The sequence below is a fragment of the Acutalibacter sp. LFL-21 genome (assembly GCF_025630755.1).
GTDB lineage: Bacteria > Bacillota > Clostridia > Oscillospirales > Acutalibacteraceae > Acutalibacter > Acutalibacter stercoravium.
Map to the genome: position 1 here is coordinate 1 of NZ_JAOTNT010000013.1, position 20,262 is coordinate 20,262.

Consider the following 20,262-nt stretch of genomic DNA (forward strand, 5'->3'; position numbering starts at 1 on the left):
AGATTCAGATTTACCCGGAACGCCAAGCCAATGGACAGTGGTTAAAATCCATCAAATTTAAGCTGCCGATTATCGAGGAAGACATGAGTATTAGTTTGGACAATGAAGAACAAGTCGAGTGCGTGGTGCGGCTGACCCGGAAGTGACCTACAGCCGCAGCCCCTTGATGTCCTTAATCCGGGAGAGGATGACGTTGCAGCTGCACTTCTCCAGGCCGGGCAGGGGGTCGATGACGCTGCGGAGCAGGTCCTCCATCTCCTGGTTGGTGGCGGCCACGGCGTGGACGTGGAGCTTGTGGCTGCCGGTTACCCGGTAGATTTGGGTGACGGTGGGGCAGGCCTCCAGCCGGGCCACAGCCTCCCCAAAGCCTACGGGGGAGAACTCCAGCTCAAAGTAGCAGGACACCGCCCCGCTGATTTTCTGGGGGTTGATGATGGTGGTGTACTCCTCGATGACGCCCCGCTGCTCCAGGGCCTGGATGCGGCTTTTCACCGCCACCCGGGAAAGGCCCACCTTTTCCCCAATGTCCGAGTAGGAGAGCCGGGCGTTCTCGATGAGCAGGGAGACAATCTGTTGGTCCAGGGCGTCCAAACCTTCTAAAAACATGGCGCTTCCTCCTTTGCGTGATAGCTCGATTATACAGGGTTTCTTTCTAAAAGTAAAGAGCAGATTGACTTTGGAAATTTGTTTTGCTATAATCCTTTCGTAATGTAACATTTAAATTACGAAAGGTTTGAGAAGCGGATGAATCGAGATTTGACCCGGGGCCCTGTCACCAAAGGGATGCTGCTGTTTGCCCTGCCCATGATTTTGGGCAACCTGCTCCAGCAGTTCTACAACGTGGCCGACACCCTGATTGTGGGGCAGTTTTTGGGGGCCACGGCCCTGGCGGCGGTGGGGTCCTCTTACACGCTGATGACCTTTCTCACCTCCATCCTGCTGGGGATGTGCATGGGCAGCGGGGCGGTGTTCTCCATCCGCTTTGGAGAGGGGGACCGGGCCCGGCTGAAAAACAGCCTGTCCCTCTCCTTTTTGATGATTGCCGGGTTCACCGTGGTGATGAACCTGGCGGTGTTCCTGCTCATCGACCCCATGATGGGGCTGCTGCAGGTGCCGGAAGAGGTCTATCCCCTGATGCGCTCTTACCTGTGGGTGATCTTCTGGGGCATTGGGGGCACTTTTCTGTACAACTACTTTGCCTGCCTGCTGCGGGCCATTGGCAACTCCGCCACGCCCCTGTTGTTTTTGGGTGTCAGCGCTGTGCTGAACATTGTGCTGGATTTGGTGTTTGTGGTGGTGGTGCCCTGGGGCGTGGCGGGGGCCGCCTTTGCCACCAGCCTTTCCCAGTGGGTGTCGGGGCTGGGGCTGCTGGTGTTTACGCTGGTTAAAATGCCCCAGCTGCGCCCCAGCCGACAGGACGTGCGCTGGAAAAAGGACCGGGTGCTGGAGATTGCCCGGTTCTCCCTTCTCACCTGCGTGCAGCAGTCGGTGATGAACTTTGGCATTTTGATGGTGCAGGGGCTGGTCAACTCCTTTGGCACCGTGGTGATGGCCGCCTTTGCCGCCGCGGTGAAGATCGACTCTTTCGCCTATATGCCCGTGCAGGACTTTGGCAACGCCTTTTCCACCTTTATCGCCCAGAATTACGGCGCCAAGCGGATGGACCGGGTGGGCCGGGGCATCAAAAGCGCGGCGGTCTCCTCGGTGGTGTTCGCCCTTCTCATCTCCGTTCTGGTGTTTGTGTTTGCCAAGCCCCTGCTGCTGCTCTTTGTCAAGCCAGAGGAGACAGAGATCCTGGCGGTGGGGGTGCAGTACCTGCGCATTGAGGGGGCCTTCTACTTTGGTATCGGCATCCTGTTTTTGCTGTACGGCCTGTACCGGGCCATCGAGCGGCCGGGCATGAGCTTGGTGCTGACGGTCATCTCCCTGGGCACCCGGGTGGCCCTGGCGTATATTCTGTCGGCCATCCCGGCCATTGGGGTGGTGGGCATCTGGTGGAGCGTGCCCATTGGCTGGGCCCTGGCGGATGTTACGGGTGTGCTGTATTATAAAAAGCTCAGGGGGCAGCTGGCGGGCCGCCCTTGACGTTTGGAAAGGAGAAAAAACTATGAAATCGGACCGGCCCTATCCCTTTGTGACCATCGACGCCCGGGGCGCCAAGCGTGCCCAGCAGGGCCACCCCTGGGTGTTCGACAACGAGATCACCGCCCAGGAGGGCGCCCTGGAGGACGGCGCCCTCTGCGACGTGCGCAGCCCCAAGGGGCGGTATCTGGGCACGGGGTATTACAACTCCCACTCGAAAATCCGGGTGCGGCTGCTCTCTCAAAACGCCAACGACAAGTTCGACCAGGCCTTTTTCGCCCGGCGGGCCCAGTACGCCTGGGACTACCGCAAGACCGTTATGGGCCCGGACGCGGGCAGCTGCCGCGTCATCTTTGGGGAGGCGGACCGCTTCCCCGGCCTGACCGTGGACAAGTTTGGGGACATCCTGGTCACCCAGACGTTGTGCCTGGGCACCGAGCTGCGCAAGGGCTGGATCTTCCCCGCCCTGGTACAGGCCATCGAGGCCGGCGGCGAGCACATCCGGGGCATTTATGAGCGCAACGACGTGAAGATTCGGGAGCTGGAGGGCATGGAGCAGAACAAGGGCTGGTATCCCCTGGAGGGCAAGCCCCTGCCGGAATCCACCCAGACGGAGATTGTGGAGAACGGCATCCGCTACCTGGTGGACTTTGAGAACGGCCAGAAGACCGGCTTTTTCCTGGACCAGAAGTACAACCGGGCCGCGGCGGCCCGCATTGCCCCGGGGAGGGCCGTGCTGGACTGCTTCACCCACACGGGCTCCTTTGGGCTCAACTGCGCCAAGGCCGGGGCCAAGCGGGTACACTCGGTGGACGTGAGCGAGACGGCCATTGCCTGCGCCAAAGAGAACGCCGCCCGCAACGGCCTCTCGGTGGAGTATGAGGTGGCCAACGTCTTCGACCTGCTGCCCAACCTGACCCCGGGGGAGTACGACTACATCATCCTGGACCCGCCTGCTTTCACCAAGTCCGGCAAGACGGTGAAAAACGCGGAGCGGGGCTACAAGGAGATCAACTACCGGGCCATGAAATCCCTGCCCCGGGGCGGGTACTTGGCCACCTGTTCCTGCTCCCACTTTATGACGGACGCCCTGTTCCGGAAGATGCTGCAAAGCGCCGCCAGCGACGCCCAGGTGGAGCTGCGCCTGGTGGAAGCCCGCGCCCAGGGCCCGGACCACCCCGTCCTATGGAACGTCCCGGAAACAGACTATTTGAAATTTTATATTTTCCAAGTGGTCTAGGTCCGTGACCGGACTGGACAAGACGCGAACGGCGCTTTAGGGCGCCGGGGCTTGCTGAGGGCGGCTGGCAAGCGGCCCGCGCTTGGGTCCGTGACCGGACAGGACAAGACGCGGCGGGTGACCCCGCGGGACAATTCGCGCTATGGGGTGTTGGTGCCCAGTGGGCACCGTTAAACACCGACCGAGGCGGCAGCCGAGACCGGCGGCTACGGCCGCGCCTGTGCTGACAGCCAGCGCACGTCCGCGCCGTAGGCGAGTAAAAGTTTTTGGTCCAGCTTTTTTCAAAAAGGTGGCAGAGCGCGAGACAGCGTCTCGCGGCCTTCTTCGCCTCCGGCAAACGCAGGAAGACCTTGGGGCTTGGTCTCGCCTGCCGGCTCGGTTGGCCGCTGGGCAACGTCCCACCGGGACGTAGCGGCCCCCAAACCCCGCAGCTTTTGAAAAAGCTGGCAAAACTTTTACTTGTCTTTACCCAACTTGAGCGCGGGCCGCTTGTTCGCCGTCCCCCGCAAATTCCGGCGCCTTTAAGCGCCGTTCGCGACATGTCCTGTCCGGCCACGGACGGCTTGAGAGAGAAAAAATGACAAGTTAACGATTTTCCTAGGAAACATGCGGGTTTTGAACTTGTCATGTGACAAGTTAACCGCCGTAAACTTGTCACTTTCAAAGTGAACTTGTCAGAGTGACAAGTTAGCAACCCCGCATAAACACTGGGTTTTTCCTTAACTTGTCACTTTTCTGATCTCAAGTAGGGGCGCCCCTTGCGAAAAGCAGGTGCGGCGCCCTTTTTTTGCGCCTGTTCACCCTTTCCCTTTTGGGAAAGCTGTGGTATAGTATATTTATAATACCCGGAAGGAGGCGGCGCCTGTGGCGGACTTTTTCACGGCAGCCTTGCCCTTTATCGCCATCGGCCTGGCCATTGCGCTGCTGGCGGCCAATGCCCGGCGGGGCAGGGAGCGGAAGAACTACCTTACCGAGGGCATGTGCCTGGGCCTGGCCCTGGGCGCGGGGCTCTCTGGCCTGCTGCAAATGGAGCTGGGGCTGGCCATGTCCCTGGGCCTTCTGCTGGGGGCGGCTTTGGGCCAGCTGGTGCCCAAGGGCGAAGTAGACAAAACAGAGGAGGAAGAACGGGATCATGGCGAAGATTGACGCATTTTCCTATAAACTGGGGGCAGCGGACTGCTTCTGCGAAATGGTGCAGACCGGGGTGAAGCAAATCGCCCTGGCCCATCCCTGCGATACCAGGGAGGAGCGGGACAGCTTTCTGCCGGAGTTTGAAAAGCTGTGCCAGGAGTACGGCGTGAAGATGTACCTGGAGGACGAGGGCTTCCTCACCGATTTGTTCCCGGTTTCCATGAACAAGGACCGGTTCAACACCATTTTTTATGTGGAGGACGGGGTGCTCCAGGCCTATCTGGATTTGAAGGCGGAAAAGAAGCGCGCCCAGGAAACGGGGACTTATACCCCGGAAAAGCGGTACGACATCGCGTACCGGTACGGCAAGCTGCTGTCCTATACCGACGCGGGCATCCAGCGGCTGCTCCGGGAAAACCAGGAGAAAGAGCCCTGAGCCCCTTTGACAAAAACCAGAGAAAGAGTGTGAGTATCCATGTCTATGAGGTATAACCGGCAGCTGCCCAGCCCCCAAGAGCTGAAGAGGGAGTATCCCCTCTCCGCCAAGCTGCACCTGGGCAAGTCCCAGCGGGATGAGGAGATCCGGGCGGTGTTTGAGGGCAGAAGCCAGAAGTTTCTGGTGGTGGTGGGGCCCTGCTCCGCCGACCGGGAGGACGCGGTGCTGGAGTACGCCGTCCGCCTGGCCCGGCTTCAAGAGCAGGTGAAGGAGAAACTGCTCTTGATCCCCCGGGTGTACACCAACAAGCCCCGCACCACCGGCGCGGGCTACAAGGGGATGCTCCACCAGCCCAGCCCGGACAAGGCCCCGGACCTGCTGGGGGGCATCATCGCCATCCGGCGGCTGCACCTGCGGGTGATGGAGGAGAGCGGCCTCACCGCCGCCGACGAGATGCTCTATCCCGAGAACCGCAGCTATCTGGACGACGTGCTCTCCTACGAGGCGGTGGGCGCCCGGTCCGTAGAGAACCAGCAGCACCGGCTCACCGCCAGCGGCATGGAGATCCCCGTGGGCATGAAGAACCCCACCAGCGGCGACCTTTCGGTGATGCTCAACTCCATCCAGGCGGCCCAGAGCGGCCACACCTTCCTCTACCGGGGCTGGGATGTGTCCACCACGGGCAACCCCCTGGCCCACGCCATCCTGCGGGGCGGCGTGGACAAGTACGGCACCTGCGTGCCCAACTACCACTACGAGGATTTGATGCGCCTGTGGGAGCTGTACCAGAAGCGGGGGCTCTCCTTCCCGGCGGCGGTGGTGGACGCCAACCACTCCAACTCGGACAAGAAGTACAAGGAGCAGCCCCGCATTGTCAGCGAGGTGCTCCACAGCCGCAGCCACAGCCCGGAAGTAAAGGCTCTGGTGAAGGGCGTGATGATCGAGAGCTATTTGGAGGAGGGCTGCCAGCCCATTGAGGGAGAGCGGGCCTACGGCAAGTCCATCACCGACCCCTGCCTGGGCTGGAAGGACACAGAGCGCCTGCTGCTGGAAATGGCCGGGCGGGTGTGACAAGGCGATGAAAGGAGGACCTCCCATGAAGGAGCGGATTGTGAACAAGCTGGTGCGGGACTACATCCCCGATATCATCCAAGAGCAGGGGCAGACCCCTGTCTTTCGCACGTTGGACGACCAGGAGTACGCCCAGTGCCTGGAGCAGAAGCTGCGGGAAGAGGTGGGGGAGTTCCTGCAGGAAAAGAACCTGGATGAGCTGGGGGACATTTTAGAGGTGCTGGAAGAGCTGGCCCACCTGCAGGGCTGGACCGACGGGGAGATCCGCCACACCCGGGAGGAAAAGGCCCAGACCACCGGCCTGTTCCGGGAGCGGGTGTTCCTGGAAAAGGTCATCGAGGAGTGAGGCCCATGGAAGCCCAGGAGCGCACCCGCCAAAAGCTGGCTGCCGCCATCAAGGAGGAGATGGAGCACACCTCTCTGGACAAGATCACCGTCACCCAGATTGTGGAGCGGGCGGGGGTCACCCGGCAGACCTTCTACCGCAACTTTAAGGACAAGTACGACCTGGTGAACTGGCACTTTGAGCAGCTGGCCCAGAAGTCCTTCAAGCAGATGGGCGCCGGCCTCACCCTGCGGGAGGCCCTCATCAAAAAGTTCCAGTTCCTCAAAGGGGAGCGCACCTTCTTCACCCAGGCCTTCCGCTCTCAGGACTGCAACTCTGTGGTGGCCTATGACTACCAGTGCATCTTGGAGTTTTACACCGGCATCATCCAGCGGAAGCTGGGGGTGGAAAAGCTGCCCCCGGACATCGCCTTTCTGCTGCGGATGTACTGCGAGGGCTCCATCCACATGACCGTGGAGTGGGTGACCACCGGCATGGAGCGGCCCATCCCCCAGCTGGTGGACCTGCTGATCGAAGCCATGCCCCAGCGGCTTCAGGAGCTGCTGTCGGATCTGGGCAAATGACAACCGGATAAAACGCTTTCCAAGTGACACTTTCCCCAAAGTGTCACTTGTTTTTTGAAAAACTTCTTGCTACAATTTTTTCAGAAGCAACCAACCGGGGGCCGCCACGGGCCCCAGCGTACAGAGAAAGGAAGTTTTTTCTATGGCCAACCGTTTTGTTTTGAACGAGAGATCCTACCACGGCAAGGGCGCGATCCAGGAGATCGCCGGAGAGGTGAAGAGCCGCGGCCTGCAGAAGGCCCTGGTCTGCTCCGACCCCGACCTGCTGAAGTTCGGCGTCACCCAGAAGGTCACCGCCGTGCTGGACGCCGCCGGCATCGCCTATGAGGTCTACTCGGAGATCAAGCCCAACCCCACCATTGAGAACGTGAAGGACGGCGTGGAGGCCGCTAAGGCCGCCCAGGCCGACTGCATCATCGCCATTGGCGGCGGCTCCTCCATGGACACCGCCAAGGCCATCGGCATCATCATCACCAACCCGGAGTTCGCCGACGTGCGCTCCCTGGAGGGCACCGCCGACACCAAGAACCCCTGCCTGCCCATCATCGCCGTGCCCACCACCGCTGGCACCGCCGCGGAGGTCACCATTAACTACGTCATCACCGACGTGGAGAAGAACCGCAAGTTCGTCTGTGTGGACCCCCACGATATCCCCGTGGTGGCCATTGTAGACCCGGACATGATGGCCTCCATGCCCAAGGGCCTGACTGCCGCCACCGGCATGGATGCCCTGACCCACGCCATCGAGGGCTACATCACCAAGGGCGCCTGGGAGCTCTCTGACATGTTCCACCTGAAGGCCATCGAGATCATCGCCAAGTCCCTGCGGGGCGCGGTGGAGAACACCCCCGAGGGCCGGGAGGGCATGGCCCTGGGCCAGTACATCGCCGGCATGGGCTTCTCCAACGTGGGCCTGGGCGTGGTCCACTCCATGGCCCACGGCCTGTCCGCCCTGTATGACACCCCCCACGGCGTGGCCTGCGCCATCATCCTGCCCACCGGCCTGGAGTACAACAAGCCCGTGGCTGGCAAGCGCTACCGGGCCATTGGCAAGGCCATGCAGGTGCCGGGCATCGACAACATGACCGATGAGGAGGCCGCCGACGCCGCCATCGCCGCGGTGAAGCAGCTCTCCGCCGATGTGGGCATCCCCGCCGACCTCCACGGCATTTTGAAGGAGGAGGACGTGGCGTTCCTGGCCAAGTCCGCCTACGCCGACGCCTGCTGCCCCGGCAATCCCCGCGACACCAGTGAGGCGGAAATTGCGGAGCTGTACAAGAGCCTTTTGTAAAGAGTGTAACCGCGAAGCGGCGTTAAGTTTGCCCGTGACCGGGCAGGACAAGCCGCCCTCTTGCCTGCGGCAAGGGCGGAGGCGCGACGCCGTAGGCGTGTAAAAGTTTTTGGTCAAACTTTTTTCAAAAAGTTTGCGGTTGGTAAGGCGGAGCCTTACGGCCTTAAAAGCAACGCAAAGCGTTGCAAAAGAAAAACTAGGGAAACAGGGGGTCCTGGTCCCCAGTGGGGACCGTTCAGGACCGGTCTACGTTGCCACTTCGGTCGGTGCTGGGCGTCTGCCACTGGCAGACAGCACCCGAGGCGGCAGCCGAGAAACAGCTCCGCCTTTCCCGGCCGTCAAGACAGCCCGCTTAGAAGGGAAAAACCCATAAAACAAGAAGCCCAGGAACGCCCTGGGCTTCTTTTCTGTGAGGAGGAATTTCTATGGAATACACCTTGCGGGAGGAGCTCTCCCCCCAGGAGCGGGCCGCCATCGCTTCCGGCATTCTGGCCGCGTTGCCGGAGTGGTTCGGCATCCCGGAGTCCACCGCGGAGTATGTGGAGGGCTGTAAGTCCCTGCCCTTTGTGGCTGTTTGTGACGGGGAGGCCCCCGTGGGCTTTTTGGCCCTGCGGCAGACCGCGCCCCAGGCGGGGGAAGTGTATGTCATGGGCACGCTGCCCGCCTATCACCGCAAGGGCGTGGGCCGGGCCCTGCTGGCCTGGGCGGAGCAGTACGCCCGGGCCGCCGGGTGGAAGCTGCTCCAGGTGAAGACCCTGGACGCCGCCCACCCCAGCCCGGAGTATGCCCGCACCCGGGCCTTTTACCACGCTATGGGCTTTGTGGATCTGGAGTGCTTCCCCACCCTGTGGGATGAGGGCAACCCCTGCCTGGTGCTGGTGAAGGCGCTGTGAGTCCATGGAGGAAATTCTGAACTTCCGGAATTTGTAAATTTTCGTGCCCAAGTCTTGCTTTTTTGCGTGCTGTGCGCTATTCTGTAAATACGAAATTCCGAAATTACAGAACAGGAAGGAGAGGCGCTATGGAGCGGGACTATGGGCAGGAACTGGACCAGCTGAAAGAGCAGATGGAGGCCCTTAGGCAGGAGATGGCCTCCCAAGTGGAGCGTTTGCGGGAGGAGGCCCAGGCCGCCCTTCCCAACCAGCCCACCATGGAGCGGCTGGGCCGGGTGGAGGTGCCCCGGGGAATGCACCCGGACAGCCGCCTCAGCCAGCAGATGGAGGAGCTGTGCCGCCGCACGGAAGCCCAGGGCGCCAGCGGCTATGTGACCTACCTGGGGGTGTACAACGCCGGGGGGCGGCAGTCCAACTGGATTCGGAACGCCGTTTCCACCGACGGGCTGCTGGCCCAAATCGAAAGCGGCGTGGCGGAAAAGGTGCTGGCCTGCATCGGCAACGCCAACCGCCTCGCGCTGCTGCTGGAAATCCTGCGGGGGCCCAAGACGGTAGCCCAGCTGGTGGATACGTGCGGGTTTGGCTCTACCGGTCAGGCGTACCACCACATGAAGCCCCTGCTGGCCGCCGACCTGATTCAAGAGGAGGGCCGCGGGGTGTACGTGTGCTGCCCCCACAAGGTCCAGGGCATCATCATGCTGCTGGCGGGCATCAGCGACATGGTGGACGAAACCTATACCCAGGGCGCTTGGGATAGCCCCCAGGAGGAGTAAAAACGAGAAAAGGGAGGAGCCAAAGCTCCTCCCTTTGTCTATCCAGCTTCTCAGCCAAAGGCCGCCTGGTTCTGATTGGGGCTGGAGCGCTTCTCCAGGTCGGGGAAGCGGTGCTCGATGGCGGCCAGGGAGATCTCGATGTCCTCCTCGGCCTCTTGGGCGGAGAAGGCCCCCACGGTGACCATGTCCTTTTCCCGGATGGCGTTCCAGGAGAAGGTCAGCCCCACATAGGGGCTGCACCGCCCGGCGGCCATGGACTTGATGGTCATGACAGGCTTTTTGGCGTTCTGGATGATGGAGGCCACGGTCTCGATCTCCACCTGCATCAAAAAGCCCATGCAGTTGAAGATCTGGATGTAGGTCTCCACGTCATAGCCGTTTGCGTCAGAGTAGACCACCAGCTCGGGCATGTGGGCGGAGAGGCCGGGGATCATGCCCGCGTCCCGGATCATCTTGGTGTAGTCATCCAGCCGGTCGATGATGCCCTTGTTCTTGTTCACCAGCTGCTCGGCGCAGGAGTGGTGCAGCAGGCAGAACTTGGCCCCCCGCCGGGCGGATTCCTTCACCAGGGCCTCGGCCTCCTGCCGGGCCTGGGGGTTGTTGTCCACGTTCAGGGTGGGGGTGTCCACCAGGATGATGCCCCGGCCCATTTTCTGCTCTGTGTCCCGAATGGCGTCCATCAGCTGGGGAGAGGCCCCGAAAGGTGCCATGATGGTGTCCACCCCATGGCGCAGGTAGGCCTCCAGCACGGGCTTAAAGGCCTGGGCGCTGTCGTAGCGGCGGCGGATCATCTCGTCGGCGGAAACGCTGGTGTGGCTCCAGCCCAGCAGCCAGTTGGTGCCAATCAGCATGCGGGAGAGGGAGACCCCTCCCACGGTGGTGCGCGGAAATTCTTTCATAGCAGTACAGCTCCTCTTGCCTGGGGGCGCCCCAGGGATTTCAGCGCGGGGGCAGCCCCGGCGCCGGTTTTTCTCTCTACGTTATTCATACTGGAAACACCCAAAAAAGTCAAGGGCTTTTTTGAAAATGTAAAGATTTGTGCTTAAAATCATGGATTTGTGAAAGCGGCTGTGCTACAATGGCATCATATTTTAGGGGGAGGCGGCAGCCATGCAGAACACCTTATACGTTTCCGACCTGGACGGCACCCTTTTGGGCCCACAGGGGCGGGTGACGGACTTCAACGCCCGGGTGATCAACCGCCTGGTGGACCGGGGGGTCCGTTTTACCTATGCCACCGCCCGGTCCCTGTACTCCTCGGGGGCTGTCACCCAGGGGCTTACAAAGAGGCTGCCGGTCATCCTGTACAACGGGGCCTTTGTCCGCTGGGCGGACACCGGGGAGGACGTGGCCTCTTTGGGGTTTTCCACCGCCCAGCGCCAGGCGGTGGAGAAAATTCTGAAGAGCCGGGGGCTGTCCCCTCTGGTCTACACCGTGGACCGGGGGGCGGAGCGGGTGCTCTGGCGGCCGGACCGGGCCTCTCCCGGCGTCGCCCGGTACATCGCCTCCCGGAACGGGGACCCCAGGCTGCTGCCTGTGGAAGCGGGGGAGCCCCTCTGCCGGGGCGGCGTCTTTTATTTCACCTGCATCGGCCGGCGTGAGGAGCTTCTCCCCGCCTGGGAGGCCCTGCGCCGGGAGGAGGGGGCCTGCGCCCTGCTGCAGGAGGAAATCTACCAGCCGGGGGAGTTCTGGCTGGAGGTCATGCCTGCCGGGGCCACCAAGGCCAACGGGGCCCGCAGGCTGAAAGAGGGCCTAGGCTGTTCTTCCATAGTGTGCTTTGGGGACGGCCTCAACGACCTGCCCCTGCTCCAGGCCGCGGACCACGCCTGCGCCGTGGCCAACGCCGTGCCGGAGCTGCGGGCCGCCGCGGACGAGGTCATCCCTTCCAACGCCCAGGACGGGGTGGCCAAGTGGCTGCTGGCGGACACGGCCCCCGCCCTGGCCCTGGGGGAGCGGGCCGGGGCCTTCCGGCTGCGGCTGTACCGGCCGGAGGACCTGGAGGAGCTGGTCCAGCTGTTCTATGAGACAGTGCACACCGTGAACCTGGGGGACTACACCCGGGAGGAGACAGACGCCTGGGTGCCTTCCCCGGCGGCTGTGGACCGGGCCGCCTGGGGGGAGAGCCTTTCCGCCCACTACACCGTGGTGGCGGAGCGGGAAGGCCAGCTGCTGGGCTTTGGGGACATGGACGCCACCGGCTATTTCGACAGGCTCTACGTCCACCGGGAGTTCCAGGGGCGGGGGGCGGCTTCCGCCATTGCGGAGGCCCTGGAGGGTTACGCCCTGGGCCTGGGCCTGGGGCGGGTCACGGTCCACGCCTCCCGCACGGCCCGGCCCTTCTTCCAGCGGCGGGGCTATAAGACGCTGTACGCCCAGCAGGTGGAGCGCCGGGGCGTGCTGCTGGAAAATTTCGCCATGGAGAAAACGCTGTAAAGGGGGAAGACGCATGGGAGCGATCAAGGCGCTGCGGGCCCTGCTGGGGGTGCTCCTCTGTGCCCTGCTGGCCCTCAGCCTGTGGCTGACGGCCCAGCGGCAGGTGCTGGGCCGGGAAGAGGCGCAACTGTTCGGCTATACCTTGAAGGCGGTGGAGACCTCCGCTATGGAGCCAGCCCTGCCCCAGGGCGGCCTGGCGGCGGTGGCTGCCAGCCCCTCTTATGAACTGGGGGACCCGGTGCTCTGCGGGGACGGAACCCTTACCCGGCTGGTAGGCGCCGTGGACGGGGACTTCATCGCCCGGGGCGACGGGCAAGGAGAGGAGGCGGAAGCCCTTCTTTCCCCCGGGGACATCCGGGGAAAGGTGGAGGCCCTGGTTCCCGGGGCAGCGGGGGTTTACGGGTTCCTCAGCTCTTGGTGGGGGCCGCCGGCGGTTCTGGCGGCGGGGGCGCTGCTGCTGTCCCTCCCCGCCCTTCTGGGCCTGGGAAGGGACCCGGACGCCCCGCCCAAAAGGGGCAGGCACAGAGGCCGCCACGCCCGCAGGGATTGAAAAAGCGCCTTCCCCGTTGGGGGAGGGCGCTTTCTTTGCGGCCACGGATCAGCGGTCCAGATACCACCGGAAGGTCTCCTTCCGGTGGGAGAGCAGCCAGCTTTCTGGGTACATGTTGTTCTGCCAGTCCAGGGGGTAGGCCCCGGCGCTGCTGTGCTGGGAAGCCATGGCGTAGGCGGCCCGCACCTCTTCCTCCTGCTCTGGGGTGAGCACGCCGGGCTGGATAGAGGTGAACAGGGGGGTGCCGCTCTCCGCCAGCAGCTGAAGCCACTGGCGGTTCAGCTCCCAGGGGATCTCCCCGGTGACGCCCACGCAGTCCGCATCAATGGCGAACAGGGCGCCGTGCTGGGGCAGGGAGAAAGAGAGGGTGTTCACGCCCATTTTCCGGGTCTGCTCCCAAGAGCGGCCGCTGGTGTCATCGCCGGTGCGGTTCAGGTGCATCAACCCGGCGCCCAGGTGGCCGATGCAGTTGCAGCCCAGGATCAGCCCGTTGCCGGCGGCCTCCCGCACGGCCTTGTAAAAGTTGAGGACAGCCTCAGCGCTGGTGACGGTCTCGTCGGCAAAGCGCCAGCCCCCGCCGGTGATTTGGCTGCCCATTTGGAAGCCCCAGCGGCCGAAGATGTCAAAGGTGGAGAAATCGTGCTTGATGAGCTCATAGCCCCAGCGGCGCAGGGTGCGCAGGTCCTCCTGGATGTAGGAGAGCACCTCCGGCACGGTGGGGTCCAGGTATTCCCGGTCCCGCTTCGAGCGCCAGCTCTCCGGGATCTGGGGGTCACGGTTCCACAGCAGGCGGATCCAGATGCCGGGCCGCGCCCCCCGATTGGCGATCTCCCGGGCCAGGGCGCCCATGTCCGGGAACTTTTCGTTGCCCGCTCTCCAGGGGCCGCCGTTGTAGCCCGGTTCCATGTTGTGAAGGCTTTGCCAGCCGTCGTCGATGACCATGTAGGGCCGGTTCTCCAGCCCCTGGGTCAGAGAGGCCAGGTAGTCCGCGTCCTGTAAAATATCCTGATGCGAGCTGTTCCCATAGGCATAGTACCAGTTGTTAGAGCCGTACACGGGGTGGTCCGGCAGGAGCGGTACGGGGCAGAGCTCCTTGAAGAACCGCTGCAGCGCCTGGAAGGCCGTGGCCCCGCTGCGGCGGAACACCACGCTGGCCGCGGGCAGGGTGCGCCCCCGCAGCTTTACCCCTTCGCCGCCGCAGCGCAGGTCCAGGTGCAGGGAGAAGCCGTGGGGGTCGGCGCTCCACCAGCAAAGGGCGTGGGGCTGGGCCTTCACGCCGAAGCACAGCACCTCTTGGCCGTTGTCCGCCGCAAAGTACCAGGCCATCACCCGGTCGGGGGCAAAGCCGCGCCACTCCTGGCTGCCGTAGCCCCGCTCCCAGGGGCCGCCGAGGAACCGGCAGCCTTGGGGGAAATCCAGGTCCCAGCGGAGGACCAGCTCCTTTAGGGGCGTCTCCTGGGCGGTGATGGAGACATCCAGGCCGTGGGTGGTTTCGGCCAGCTCCCAGGAAATGTCCCGGAAGCGGCGGGCGGCCAGCTGGCTGCTGGAAAGGGGCACCTGCTCCTCTTGAGTGCGCAGCAGGGCCCGGTCGGGCAGATGGTGGAAGGGAGAGATCATACGGCAAAACCTCCTATAAGCAGGATATTTCCTATTCTGCCCACCATTGTAACGCGAAATGGGGAAAAGCGCCAGGGCTTTTTTGGGCGCGCCCTGTTCTAGAAAAAATTTTGGGCGCCCGCTTTGTGTTTTCCCCCGGATGTGCTACAATGGCAGAAGAAGGGAGTGTTGCGGGAATGACGGCGGTATGGGTGCTTTTGGGTGTGCTGGCGGCGCTTTTGGCGGCGCTGCTGGGGGCGGCGGCGTTCTTTTTCAAGTTCTCCATCTGCCGCTATAAGCGGGAGCGCGCGGACGAGCAATATGAGGAACAGGATTCCATCTGGAACCCCTTCGCGCCGCGGATGAAGGAGGCCCAGGCCTTTATCCGCGCCCATACCGCGGAGCATGTGAAGCTGACCTCCTTTGACGGGCTGGCCCTTTCGGCCCTGTACCTGCCCGCCCAGGGGGAGTCCCGGGGGACGGTGGTGGCCTTTCACGGCTACCGTTCCCTGGCCACCATCGACTTTGCCCTGGAGGCGGAGTTCTTCCACGGCCTGGGCTACGATGTGCTGCTGCCCTACCAGCGCTCCCACGGGGAGAGCCAGGGCAAGTACATCACCTACGGGGTGAAAGAGCGCTTTGACTGCCGGGATTGGGCCCGCTACGCCGCCCAGCGCTTTGGGGAGGACAAGCCCCTGTTCCTGATGGGCATTTCCATGGGGGCGGCCACGGTGCTGATGGCCTCTGGGCTGGAGCTGCCGGGGAACACCCGGGGCATTGTGGCGGACTGCGGCTTTACCACCCCCTGGGACATTATGGCCCATGTGGCCCGGCGGGATTACCGCCTGCCCCCCTTCCCGCTGCTGTACCTGCTGGATGGGCTGGCCCGGCTGCGGGCGGGCTTCCGCCTCAAGGGGGCGGACACCCGCAAGGCCCTGGAGCGGAACCGGATTCCGGTGCTGTTCCTCCATGGGGAGGAGGACAGCTTTGTGCCCCTCTCCATGACCGAGGAGAACTTTGCCGCCTGCCGGGCGGAAAAGCGGCTGTACACCGTGCCGGGGGCGGGCCATGCCCAGAGCTTTGGCGTGGACCCGGAGGGCTGCAAACGGGTGCTCCGGGAGTTTTTAGAGCGCTGTGGAACGCAGCGCTGAGGCGGGGAGCGGGGAAAAATATTTTTTCCCCGCCGCCCAAATAGTGATTGCAAAGCGGCATGAGACATGGTAAGATACTCTGAGAACATACGGCGTAAGTGGAGACCGGGGGACCGGGAGCTGCCTTCGTCGTACTTTTTTCGCCTGGAAACAGGCGCAGAATGAAGAAAGGGGTCGTTTTATGGCACAACGGATCCGCAGTATGACAGAAGGTTCTCCCACCCGGCTGATCTTCACCTTTGCCCTGCCGCTGATGGTGGGCAATGTGTTCCAGCAGCTGTACACCGTGGTGGACACGGCTGTGGTGGGCCAGTTTGTGGGCGTGGGCGCCCTGGCCTCCCTGGGCGCGGCGGACAGCCCCAACTGGGGGGTGCTTGGCATCATCCAGGGCCTGACCCAGGGCTTTTCCATTTTGATGGCCCAGCACTTTGGCGCCAAGGATTACCGGGAGCTCTCCCGCACGGTGGGGGTTTCCACCACGCTGTGCGTCCTTTTCACGGTGCTGCTGGGGGTGGGGGGCCAGCTGTGGGCCGGGCCCCTGCTGCGGGTGCTGAACACCCCGGAAGACGTGCTGGGAGGGGCCCTGCTGTACCTGCGCATTGTGTATGGGGGCATTCCCGCCATTATGGCTTATAATTTCCTGGCGGCCATCCTGCGGGCCCTGGGGGACAGCAAAACGCCCCTGTACGCCATTGTGGTGGCGGCCCTGATGAACGTGGTTCTGGACCTGCTGTTCGTGGTGGGCTTCCACTGGGGCATTGCGGGGGCGGCCATTGCCACGGTGGTCTCTCAGGTGGCCTCTGCCGTTTACTGTTTCCTGAACGTGCGGCGCATCTCCATCCTCAGCGTGCAGCGGCAGGACCTGCGGCCCGAAAAAGTCCTCACCCTTACCCTGCTGAAGCTGGGCTTCCCCATGGCGCTGCAGAACGCCATCATCGCTGTGGGAAGCATGGTGGTGCAGTTTGTCATCAACGGCTACGGGATGCTGTTCCTGGCGGGCTTTACGGCCACCAACAAGCTTTACGGCATTTTGGAGATCGCCGCCACCTCCTACGGCTTCGCGGTGACCTCTTATGTGGGGCAGAACCTGGGGGCGCGGCTGGTGCACCGCATCAAGCAGGGGCTGCGCTCGGCGGTGGCCATTGCCCTGGTCACCTCGGTGATCATTGGGCTGGCCATGCTGCTGTTTGGCCGGCTGGTGCTGGGGCTGTTTATCTCTGGCGAACCCCAGCAGGTGGAGGCCTCCATGCAGATTGCCTACCACTACCTTTCCATTATGAGCGTGTGCCTGCCCATCCTGTACATGCTGCATATCTACCGCTCGGCCCTGATGGGCCTGGGGGACACAGTGGTTCCCATGTTCTCCGGTGTGGCGGAGATGGTGGTGCGCATTGGCGTGGCCCTGCTGCTGCCCCTGGCCCTGGGCCAGGAGGGCATCTACTACGCAGAGGTGGGGGCCTGGACCGCCGCGGCCGTCATCCTGGTTACGGCCTATTACCTGCGGATGAACGCCCTCTCCAAGCGGAAGGGCTTTGCCTTGGATGAAAAACAGTGAAAGGAGCGCGTTTATGGAGCAAACGGTCAAGGAAAACAGCATCACCCAAGGGGTGATCTGGAAACAGCTGCTCATCTTCTTTTTCCCCATCCTGATCGGGACCTTCTTCCAGCAGCTGTACAACACGGTGGACACCATTGTGGTGGGGCAGTATGTGGGCACTAGCGCCCTGGCGGCGGTGGGCACCACCAGCACGCTGATCAACCTGCTGCTGGGCTTTTTTGTGGGCGTCTCCTCTGGCGCCACGGTCATCATCTCCCAGTTTTTCGGCGCGGGAGACGCTAAAAACGTCAGCAAGGCGGTGCACACCTCCATGGCCCTGGCCCTGGCGGGGGGCCTCATCATCATGGTGCTGGGGCTGCTGACGGCCCGCCCCTCCCTGGTCATGCTGGGCGTGCCCCAGGAGATCATGGGCGACGCGCTGACCTATGTGAACGTGTATTACTGCGGCATCATCGCCAGCATGATCTACAATGTGGGCACGGGCATTCTGCGGGCCATCGGCGACAGCCGCATGCCCCTGTATGTGCTGATGGTCTGCTGTTTGGTGAACATTGTGCTGGACCTGCTGTTTGTGCTGGCGTTTCACTGGGGCGTGTTCGGCGTGGCCATTGCTACGGTGCTCTCCCAGGTGGTCAGCGCGGTGCTCATCATGGTGCGCCTTATGCTCACCCGGGAGTCCTACCGGGTGGAGATCCGCAAGATCCGCTTCGACCGCGGCATCCTGCGCAACGTCATCCGCATCGGCCTGCCCGCGGGGCTGCAGTCGGTGCTGTACTCGGTCTCCAACCTGGTGGTGCAGGCCAGCATCAACTCCTTTGGCACGGACGCCATCGCCTCTTGGGCGGCCATCGGCAAGATTGACGGCTTTATCTGGATGGTGATGAGCGCCTTTGGCATTGCCATCACCACCTTTGTGGGGCAGAACTTTGGCGCCCAGAAGTACGGCCGGGTGAAGCGGAGCATCAAGATCTGCCTTGTTATGGCCCTGAGCACCACCATTGCCTTGAGTATCCTGCTGCTGCTGTTTATGGAGCCCTTGCTGCGGTTCTTCACGGGGGATGAAACCGTTATTGCCATTGGCCAGAACTTTTTCTGGGTGCTGGCCCCCAGCTACTTCACCTATGTGTTTATTGAGATCCTCTCCGGCGCCATTCGGGGCGCGGGGGAGTCCTTCCAGCCCATGCTCATCACCTGCTTTGGGGTGTGCGGCCTGCGCATCATCTGGCTGGCGCTGGTGGGCTTTATCCCGGCCATGCACTCCATGCAGATGGTGGCCATGAACTACCCCATCACCTGGGTCATTGCCGCGGCGGTGTTTATCGTGTATTATCTGCGGATGAACTGGCTGCGCCGCTGCATCCAGCGCAGCGGCCAGCCCGTGCCGGAAGCGCTGTGAGGGGCGTTTTCCATAAAGGAGCGCGGTCCCTGCGGGGGCCGCGCTTTTTATGGCTCTTTTCCCGGGAAAAAGGGGAAACCCGGCCTCTGGGGCACTTTTCCCCATTGCTTTTTTGCGGGATCTGCGGTATGATAAGAACACAAATTGGTGCGTACAACCTGCGCACGGAAATCTCAGTTTTGAATATGGGAGGAATTGCAAATGACCAATATCCCGCAGGTAAAGCTGGGCATTGTGGCGGTCTCTCGAGACTGCTTCCCCATCGGGCTTTCCCAAAGCCGCCGGGCCGCCGTTGTGGCCGCCTGCGCCCAGAAGGGCCTGGAAGTCTATGAGGCCCAGACCACCGTGGAAAACGAAAAGGACATGCTGGCTGCCGTGGAAGAAGTCACCAAGGCTGGCTGCAACGCCCTGACTGTGTTTTTAGGCAACTTTGGCCCCGAAACCCCCGAGACCCTCATCGCCAAGTACTTTGACGGCCCCTGCATGTTTGTGGCTGCCGCCGAGGGCGACGGCGACCTGATCAACGGCCGGGGCGACGCCTACTGCGGCATGCTCAACTGCTCCTACAACCTGGGGCTGCGGGGCCTGACCGGCTACATCCCCGAGTACCCCGTGGGCACCGCCCAGGAGCTGGCGGACAAGATGGAGGAGTTTGTGCCCATTGCCCGGGCCATCATCGGCATTAAGAACCTGAAGATCATCACCTTTGGCCCCCGGCCCCAGGACTTCTTCGCCTGCAACGCCCCCATCCAGGGCCTGTACGACCTGGGCGTGGAGATTGAGGAAAACTCCGAGCTGGACCTGCTGGTCTCCTACAAGGAGCACGCGAAAGATCCCCGCATCCCGGATGTGTGCGCCGACATGGCCCGGGAAATGGGCGAGGGCAAGTACTACCCCGACATGCTGGAGCGCATGGCCCAGTTTGAGCTGACCCTGCTGGACTGGGCGGAGAACCACAAGGGCAGCCGCCAGTATGTGGCCTTTGCCGACAAATGTTGGCCTGCCTTCCCCAGCCAGTTCGGCTTCGAGCCCTGCTACGTCAACTCCCGCCTGGCCACCCGGGGCATCCCCGTGGCCTGCGAGGTGGACATCTACGGCGCCCTCTCCGAGTACATCGGCATGTGCGTCTCCGGTGACACCGTCACATTGCTTGACATCAACAACTCCGTGCCCGCCTCTATGTACGAGGCCCAGATCAAGGGCAAGTTCGGCTACGACTACCAGCTCACCGACACCTTTATGGGCTTCCACTGCGGCAACACCCCCAGCTGCAAGCTGTGCGCCGACCGGGCCGTGAAGTACCAGCTCATCCAGCACCGCCTGCTGGAGCCCGCCGGCTCTGACCCGGACTTCACCCGCGGCACCCTGGAGGGCGACATCGCCCCCGGCGAGATCACCTTCTTCCGGCTGCAGAGCACTTCCGACGGGAAGCTGCGCTCCTATGTGGCAGAAGGCGAAGTGCTGCCCGTGCCCACCTGCTCCTTCGGCGGCATCGGCGTGTTCGCCATCCCGGAGATGGGCCGCTTCTACCGCCATGTGCTCATCGAGAAGCGCTATCCCCACCACGGGGCGGTGGCCTTCGGCCATCACGGCAAGGCCCTGTTCGAGCTGTTCAAGCTGCTGGGCGTGCAGGACATCGGCTTCAACCAGCCCAAGGGCATGCTTTACAAGACCGAGAACCCCTTCGCGTAAGGGAAAACACATCCGGATAAAACAGAGGAAGGCCGTCCATTTCTTGGACGGCCTTCCTCT

Annotated in this window: 19 protein-coding genes; 16 read left to right on the forward strand and 3 right to left on the reverse strand. The window is 62.8% G+C overall.

Annotated features, from left to right (window positions below):
- Nucleotides 1-147: 147 nt before the first annotated feature.
- A complete protein-coding gene (locus ODJ80_RS12570) occupies nt 148-606 on the reverse strand; it encodes an Lrp/AsnC family transcriptional regulator (protein ID WP_263042362.1) in 459 nt (152 codons plus the stop codon).
- A 138-nt stretch (nt 607-744) separates the two neighbouring features.
- On the opposite strand from ODJ80_RS12570, the gene ODJ80_RS12575 reads away from it, so the two are divergent.
- The 10 genes from ODJ80_RS12575 (at nt 745) to ODJ80_RS12620 (ending at nt 9,826) form a co-directional block, all read left to right on the forward strand.
- Entirely contained in the window at nt 745-2,085 is a 1,341-nt protein-coding gene (locus tag ODJ80_RS12575; protein ID WP_263042363.1) for an MATE family efflux transporter, read from the forward strand.
- Nucleotides 2,086-2,107: 22 nt separating this feature from the next.
- Nucleotides 2,108-3,322: a class I SAM-dependent rRNA methyltransferase gene (locus tag ODJ80_RS12580; RefSeq protein WP_263042364.1), complete on the forward strand. Its 1,215-nt coding sequence runs from the start codon at nt 2,108-2,110 to the stop codon at nt 3,320-3,322.
- 864 nt (nt 3,323-4,186) lie between these two features.
- Nucleotides 4,187-4,468, forward strand: coding sequence for a hypothetical protein (locus ODJ80_RS12585; RefSeq protein WP_263042365.1), 282 nt, complete (start codon nt 4,187-4,189; stop codon nt 4,466-4,468).
- On the forward strand, nt 4,455-4,889 hold the full coding sequence (locus ODJ80_RS12590; RefSeq protein ID WP_263042366.1) for a hypothetical protein: 435 nt from the start codon (nt 4,455-4,457) through the stop codon (nt 4,887-4,889). The genes ODJ80_RS12585 and ODJ80_RS12590 overlap by 14 nt, the downstream gene beginning before the upstream one ends.
- A 39-nt stretch (nt 4,890-4,928) precedes the next feature.
- The gene (locus ODJ80_RS12595; protein ID WP_263042367.1) at nt 4,929-5,960 is read left to right on the forward strand and encodes a 3-deoxy-7-phosphoheptulonate synthase; all 1,032 of its coding nucleotides are present in this window, start codon (nt 4,929-4,931) and stop codon (nt 5,958-5,960) included.
- A gap of 25 nt (nt 5,961-5,985) precedes the next feature.
- Entirely contained in the window at nt 5,986-6,306 is a 321-nt protein-coding gene (locus tag ODJ80_RS12600; RefSeq protein ID WP_263042368.1) for a nucleoside triphosphate pyrophosphohydrolase, read from the forward strand.
- A gap of 5 nt (nt 6,307-6,311) precedes the next feature.
- Nucleotides 6,312-6,869, forward strand: a complete 558-nt coding sequence (locus ODJ80_RS12605) for a TetR/AcrR family transcriptional regulator (RefSeq protein ID WP_263042398.1) — start codon at nt 6,312-6,314, stop codon at nt 6,867-6,869.
- A gap of 142 nt (nt 6,870-7,011) precedes the next feature.
- Nucleotides 7,012-8,160: a lactaldehyde reductase gene (gene fucO, locus ODJ80_RS12610; protein ID WP_263042369.1), complete on the forward strand. Its 1,149-nt coding sequence runs from the start codon at nt 7,012-7,014 to the stop codon at nt 8,158-8,160.
- 425 nt (nt 8,161-8,585) lie between these two features.
- Nucleotides 8,586-9,053, forward strand: a complete 468-nt coding sequence (locus tag ODJ80_RS12615; protein ID WP_263042370.1) for a GNAT family N-acetyltransferase — start codon at nt 8,586-8,588, stop codon at nt 9,051-9,053.
- 128 nt (nt 9,054-9,181) lie between these two features.
- Entirely contained in the window at nt 9,182-9,826 is a 645-nt protein-coding gene (locus ODJ80_RS12620; RefSeq protein ID WP_263042371.1) for an ArsR/SmtB family transcription factor, read from the forward strand.
- A 50-nt stretch (nt 9,827-9,876) separates the two neighbouring features.
- Here ODJ80_RS12620 and ODJ80_RS12625 read toward each other — a convergent pair whose 3' ends face one another.
- Nucleotides 9,877-10,725, reverse strand: coding sequence for a hypothetical protein (locus tag ODJ80_RS12625; protein ID WP_263042372.1), 849 nt, complete (start codon nt 10,723-10,725; stop codon nt 9,877-9,879).
- Between the two features lie 211 nt (nt 10,726-10,936).
- Between ODJ80_RS12625 and ODJ80_RS14110 the strand changes: the two genes are divergently transcribed.
- Both ODJ80_RS14110 and ODJ80_RS12640 read left to right on the forward strand, forming a co-directional pair.
- Complete coding sequence (locus tag ODJ80_RS14110) at nt 10,937-12,259, forward strand: GNAT family N-acetyltransferase (RefSeq protein ID WP_317619971.1); 1,323 nt, start codon at nt 10,937-10,939, stop codon at nt 12,257-12,259.
- Nucleotides 12,260-12,272: 13 nt separating this feature from the next.
- Nucleotides 12,273-12,809 (forward strand): hypothetical protein, encoded by a 537-nt coding sequence (locus ODJ80_RS12640; protein WP_263042373.1) that lies wholly within the window; start codon nt 12,273-12,275, stop codon nt 12,807-12,809.
- Nucleotides 12,810-12,857: 48 nt separating this feature from the next.
- Here the strand turns inward: ODJ80_RS12640 and ODJ80_RS12645 are convergent, their stop codons facing one another.
- Nucleotides 12,858-14,426: a glycoside hydrolase family 36 protein gene (locus tag ODJ80_RS12645; protein ID WP_263042374.1), complete on the reverse strand. Its 1,569-nt coding sequence runs from the start codon at nt 14,424-14,426 to the stop codon at nt 12,858-12,860.
- 176 nt (nt 14,427-14,602) lie between these two features.
- Here ODJ80_RS12645 and ODJ80_RS12650 point away from each other — a divergent pair, with 176 nt between their 5' ends.
- The 4 genes from ODJ80_RS12650 (at nt 14,603) to ODJ80_RS12665 (ending at nt 20,202) form a co-directional block, all read left to right on the forward strand.
- On the forward strand, nt 14,603-15,556 hold the full coding sequence (locus ODJ80_RS12650; RefSeq protein WP_263042375.1) for an alpha/beta hydrolase: 954 nt from the start codon (nt 14,603-14,605) through the stop codon (nt 15,554-15,556).
- Between the two features lie 181 nt (nt 15,557-15,737).
- On the forward strand, nt 15,738-17,111 hold the full coding sequence (locus tag ODJ80_RS12655) for an MATE family efflux transporter (RefSeq protein ID WP_178863908.1): 1,374 nt from the start codon (nt 15,738-15,740) through the stop codon (nt 17,109-17,111).
- Nucleotides 17,112-17,124: 13 nt separating this feature from the next.
- Nucleotides 17,125-18,510, forward strand: coding sequence for an MATE family efflux transporter (locus ODJ80_RS12660; RefSeq protein ID WP_263042376.1), 1,386 nt, complete (start codon nt 17,125-17,127; stop codon nt 18,508-18,510).
- Between the two features lie 201 nt (nt 18,511-18,711).
- Nucleotides 18,712-20,202: an L-fucose/L-arabinose isomerase family protein gene (locus tag ODJ80_RS12665; protein WP_263042377.1), complete on the forward strand. Its 1,491-nt coding sequence runs from the start codon at nt 18,712-18,714 to the stop codon at nt 20,200-20,202.
- The last annotated feature ends 60 nt before the right edge of the window (nt 20,203-20,262 follow it).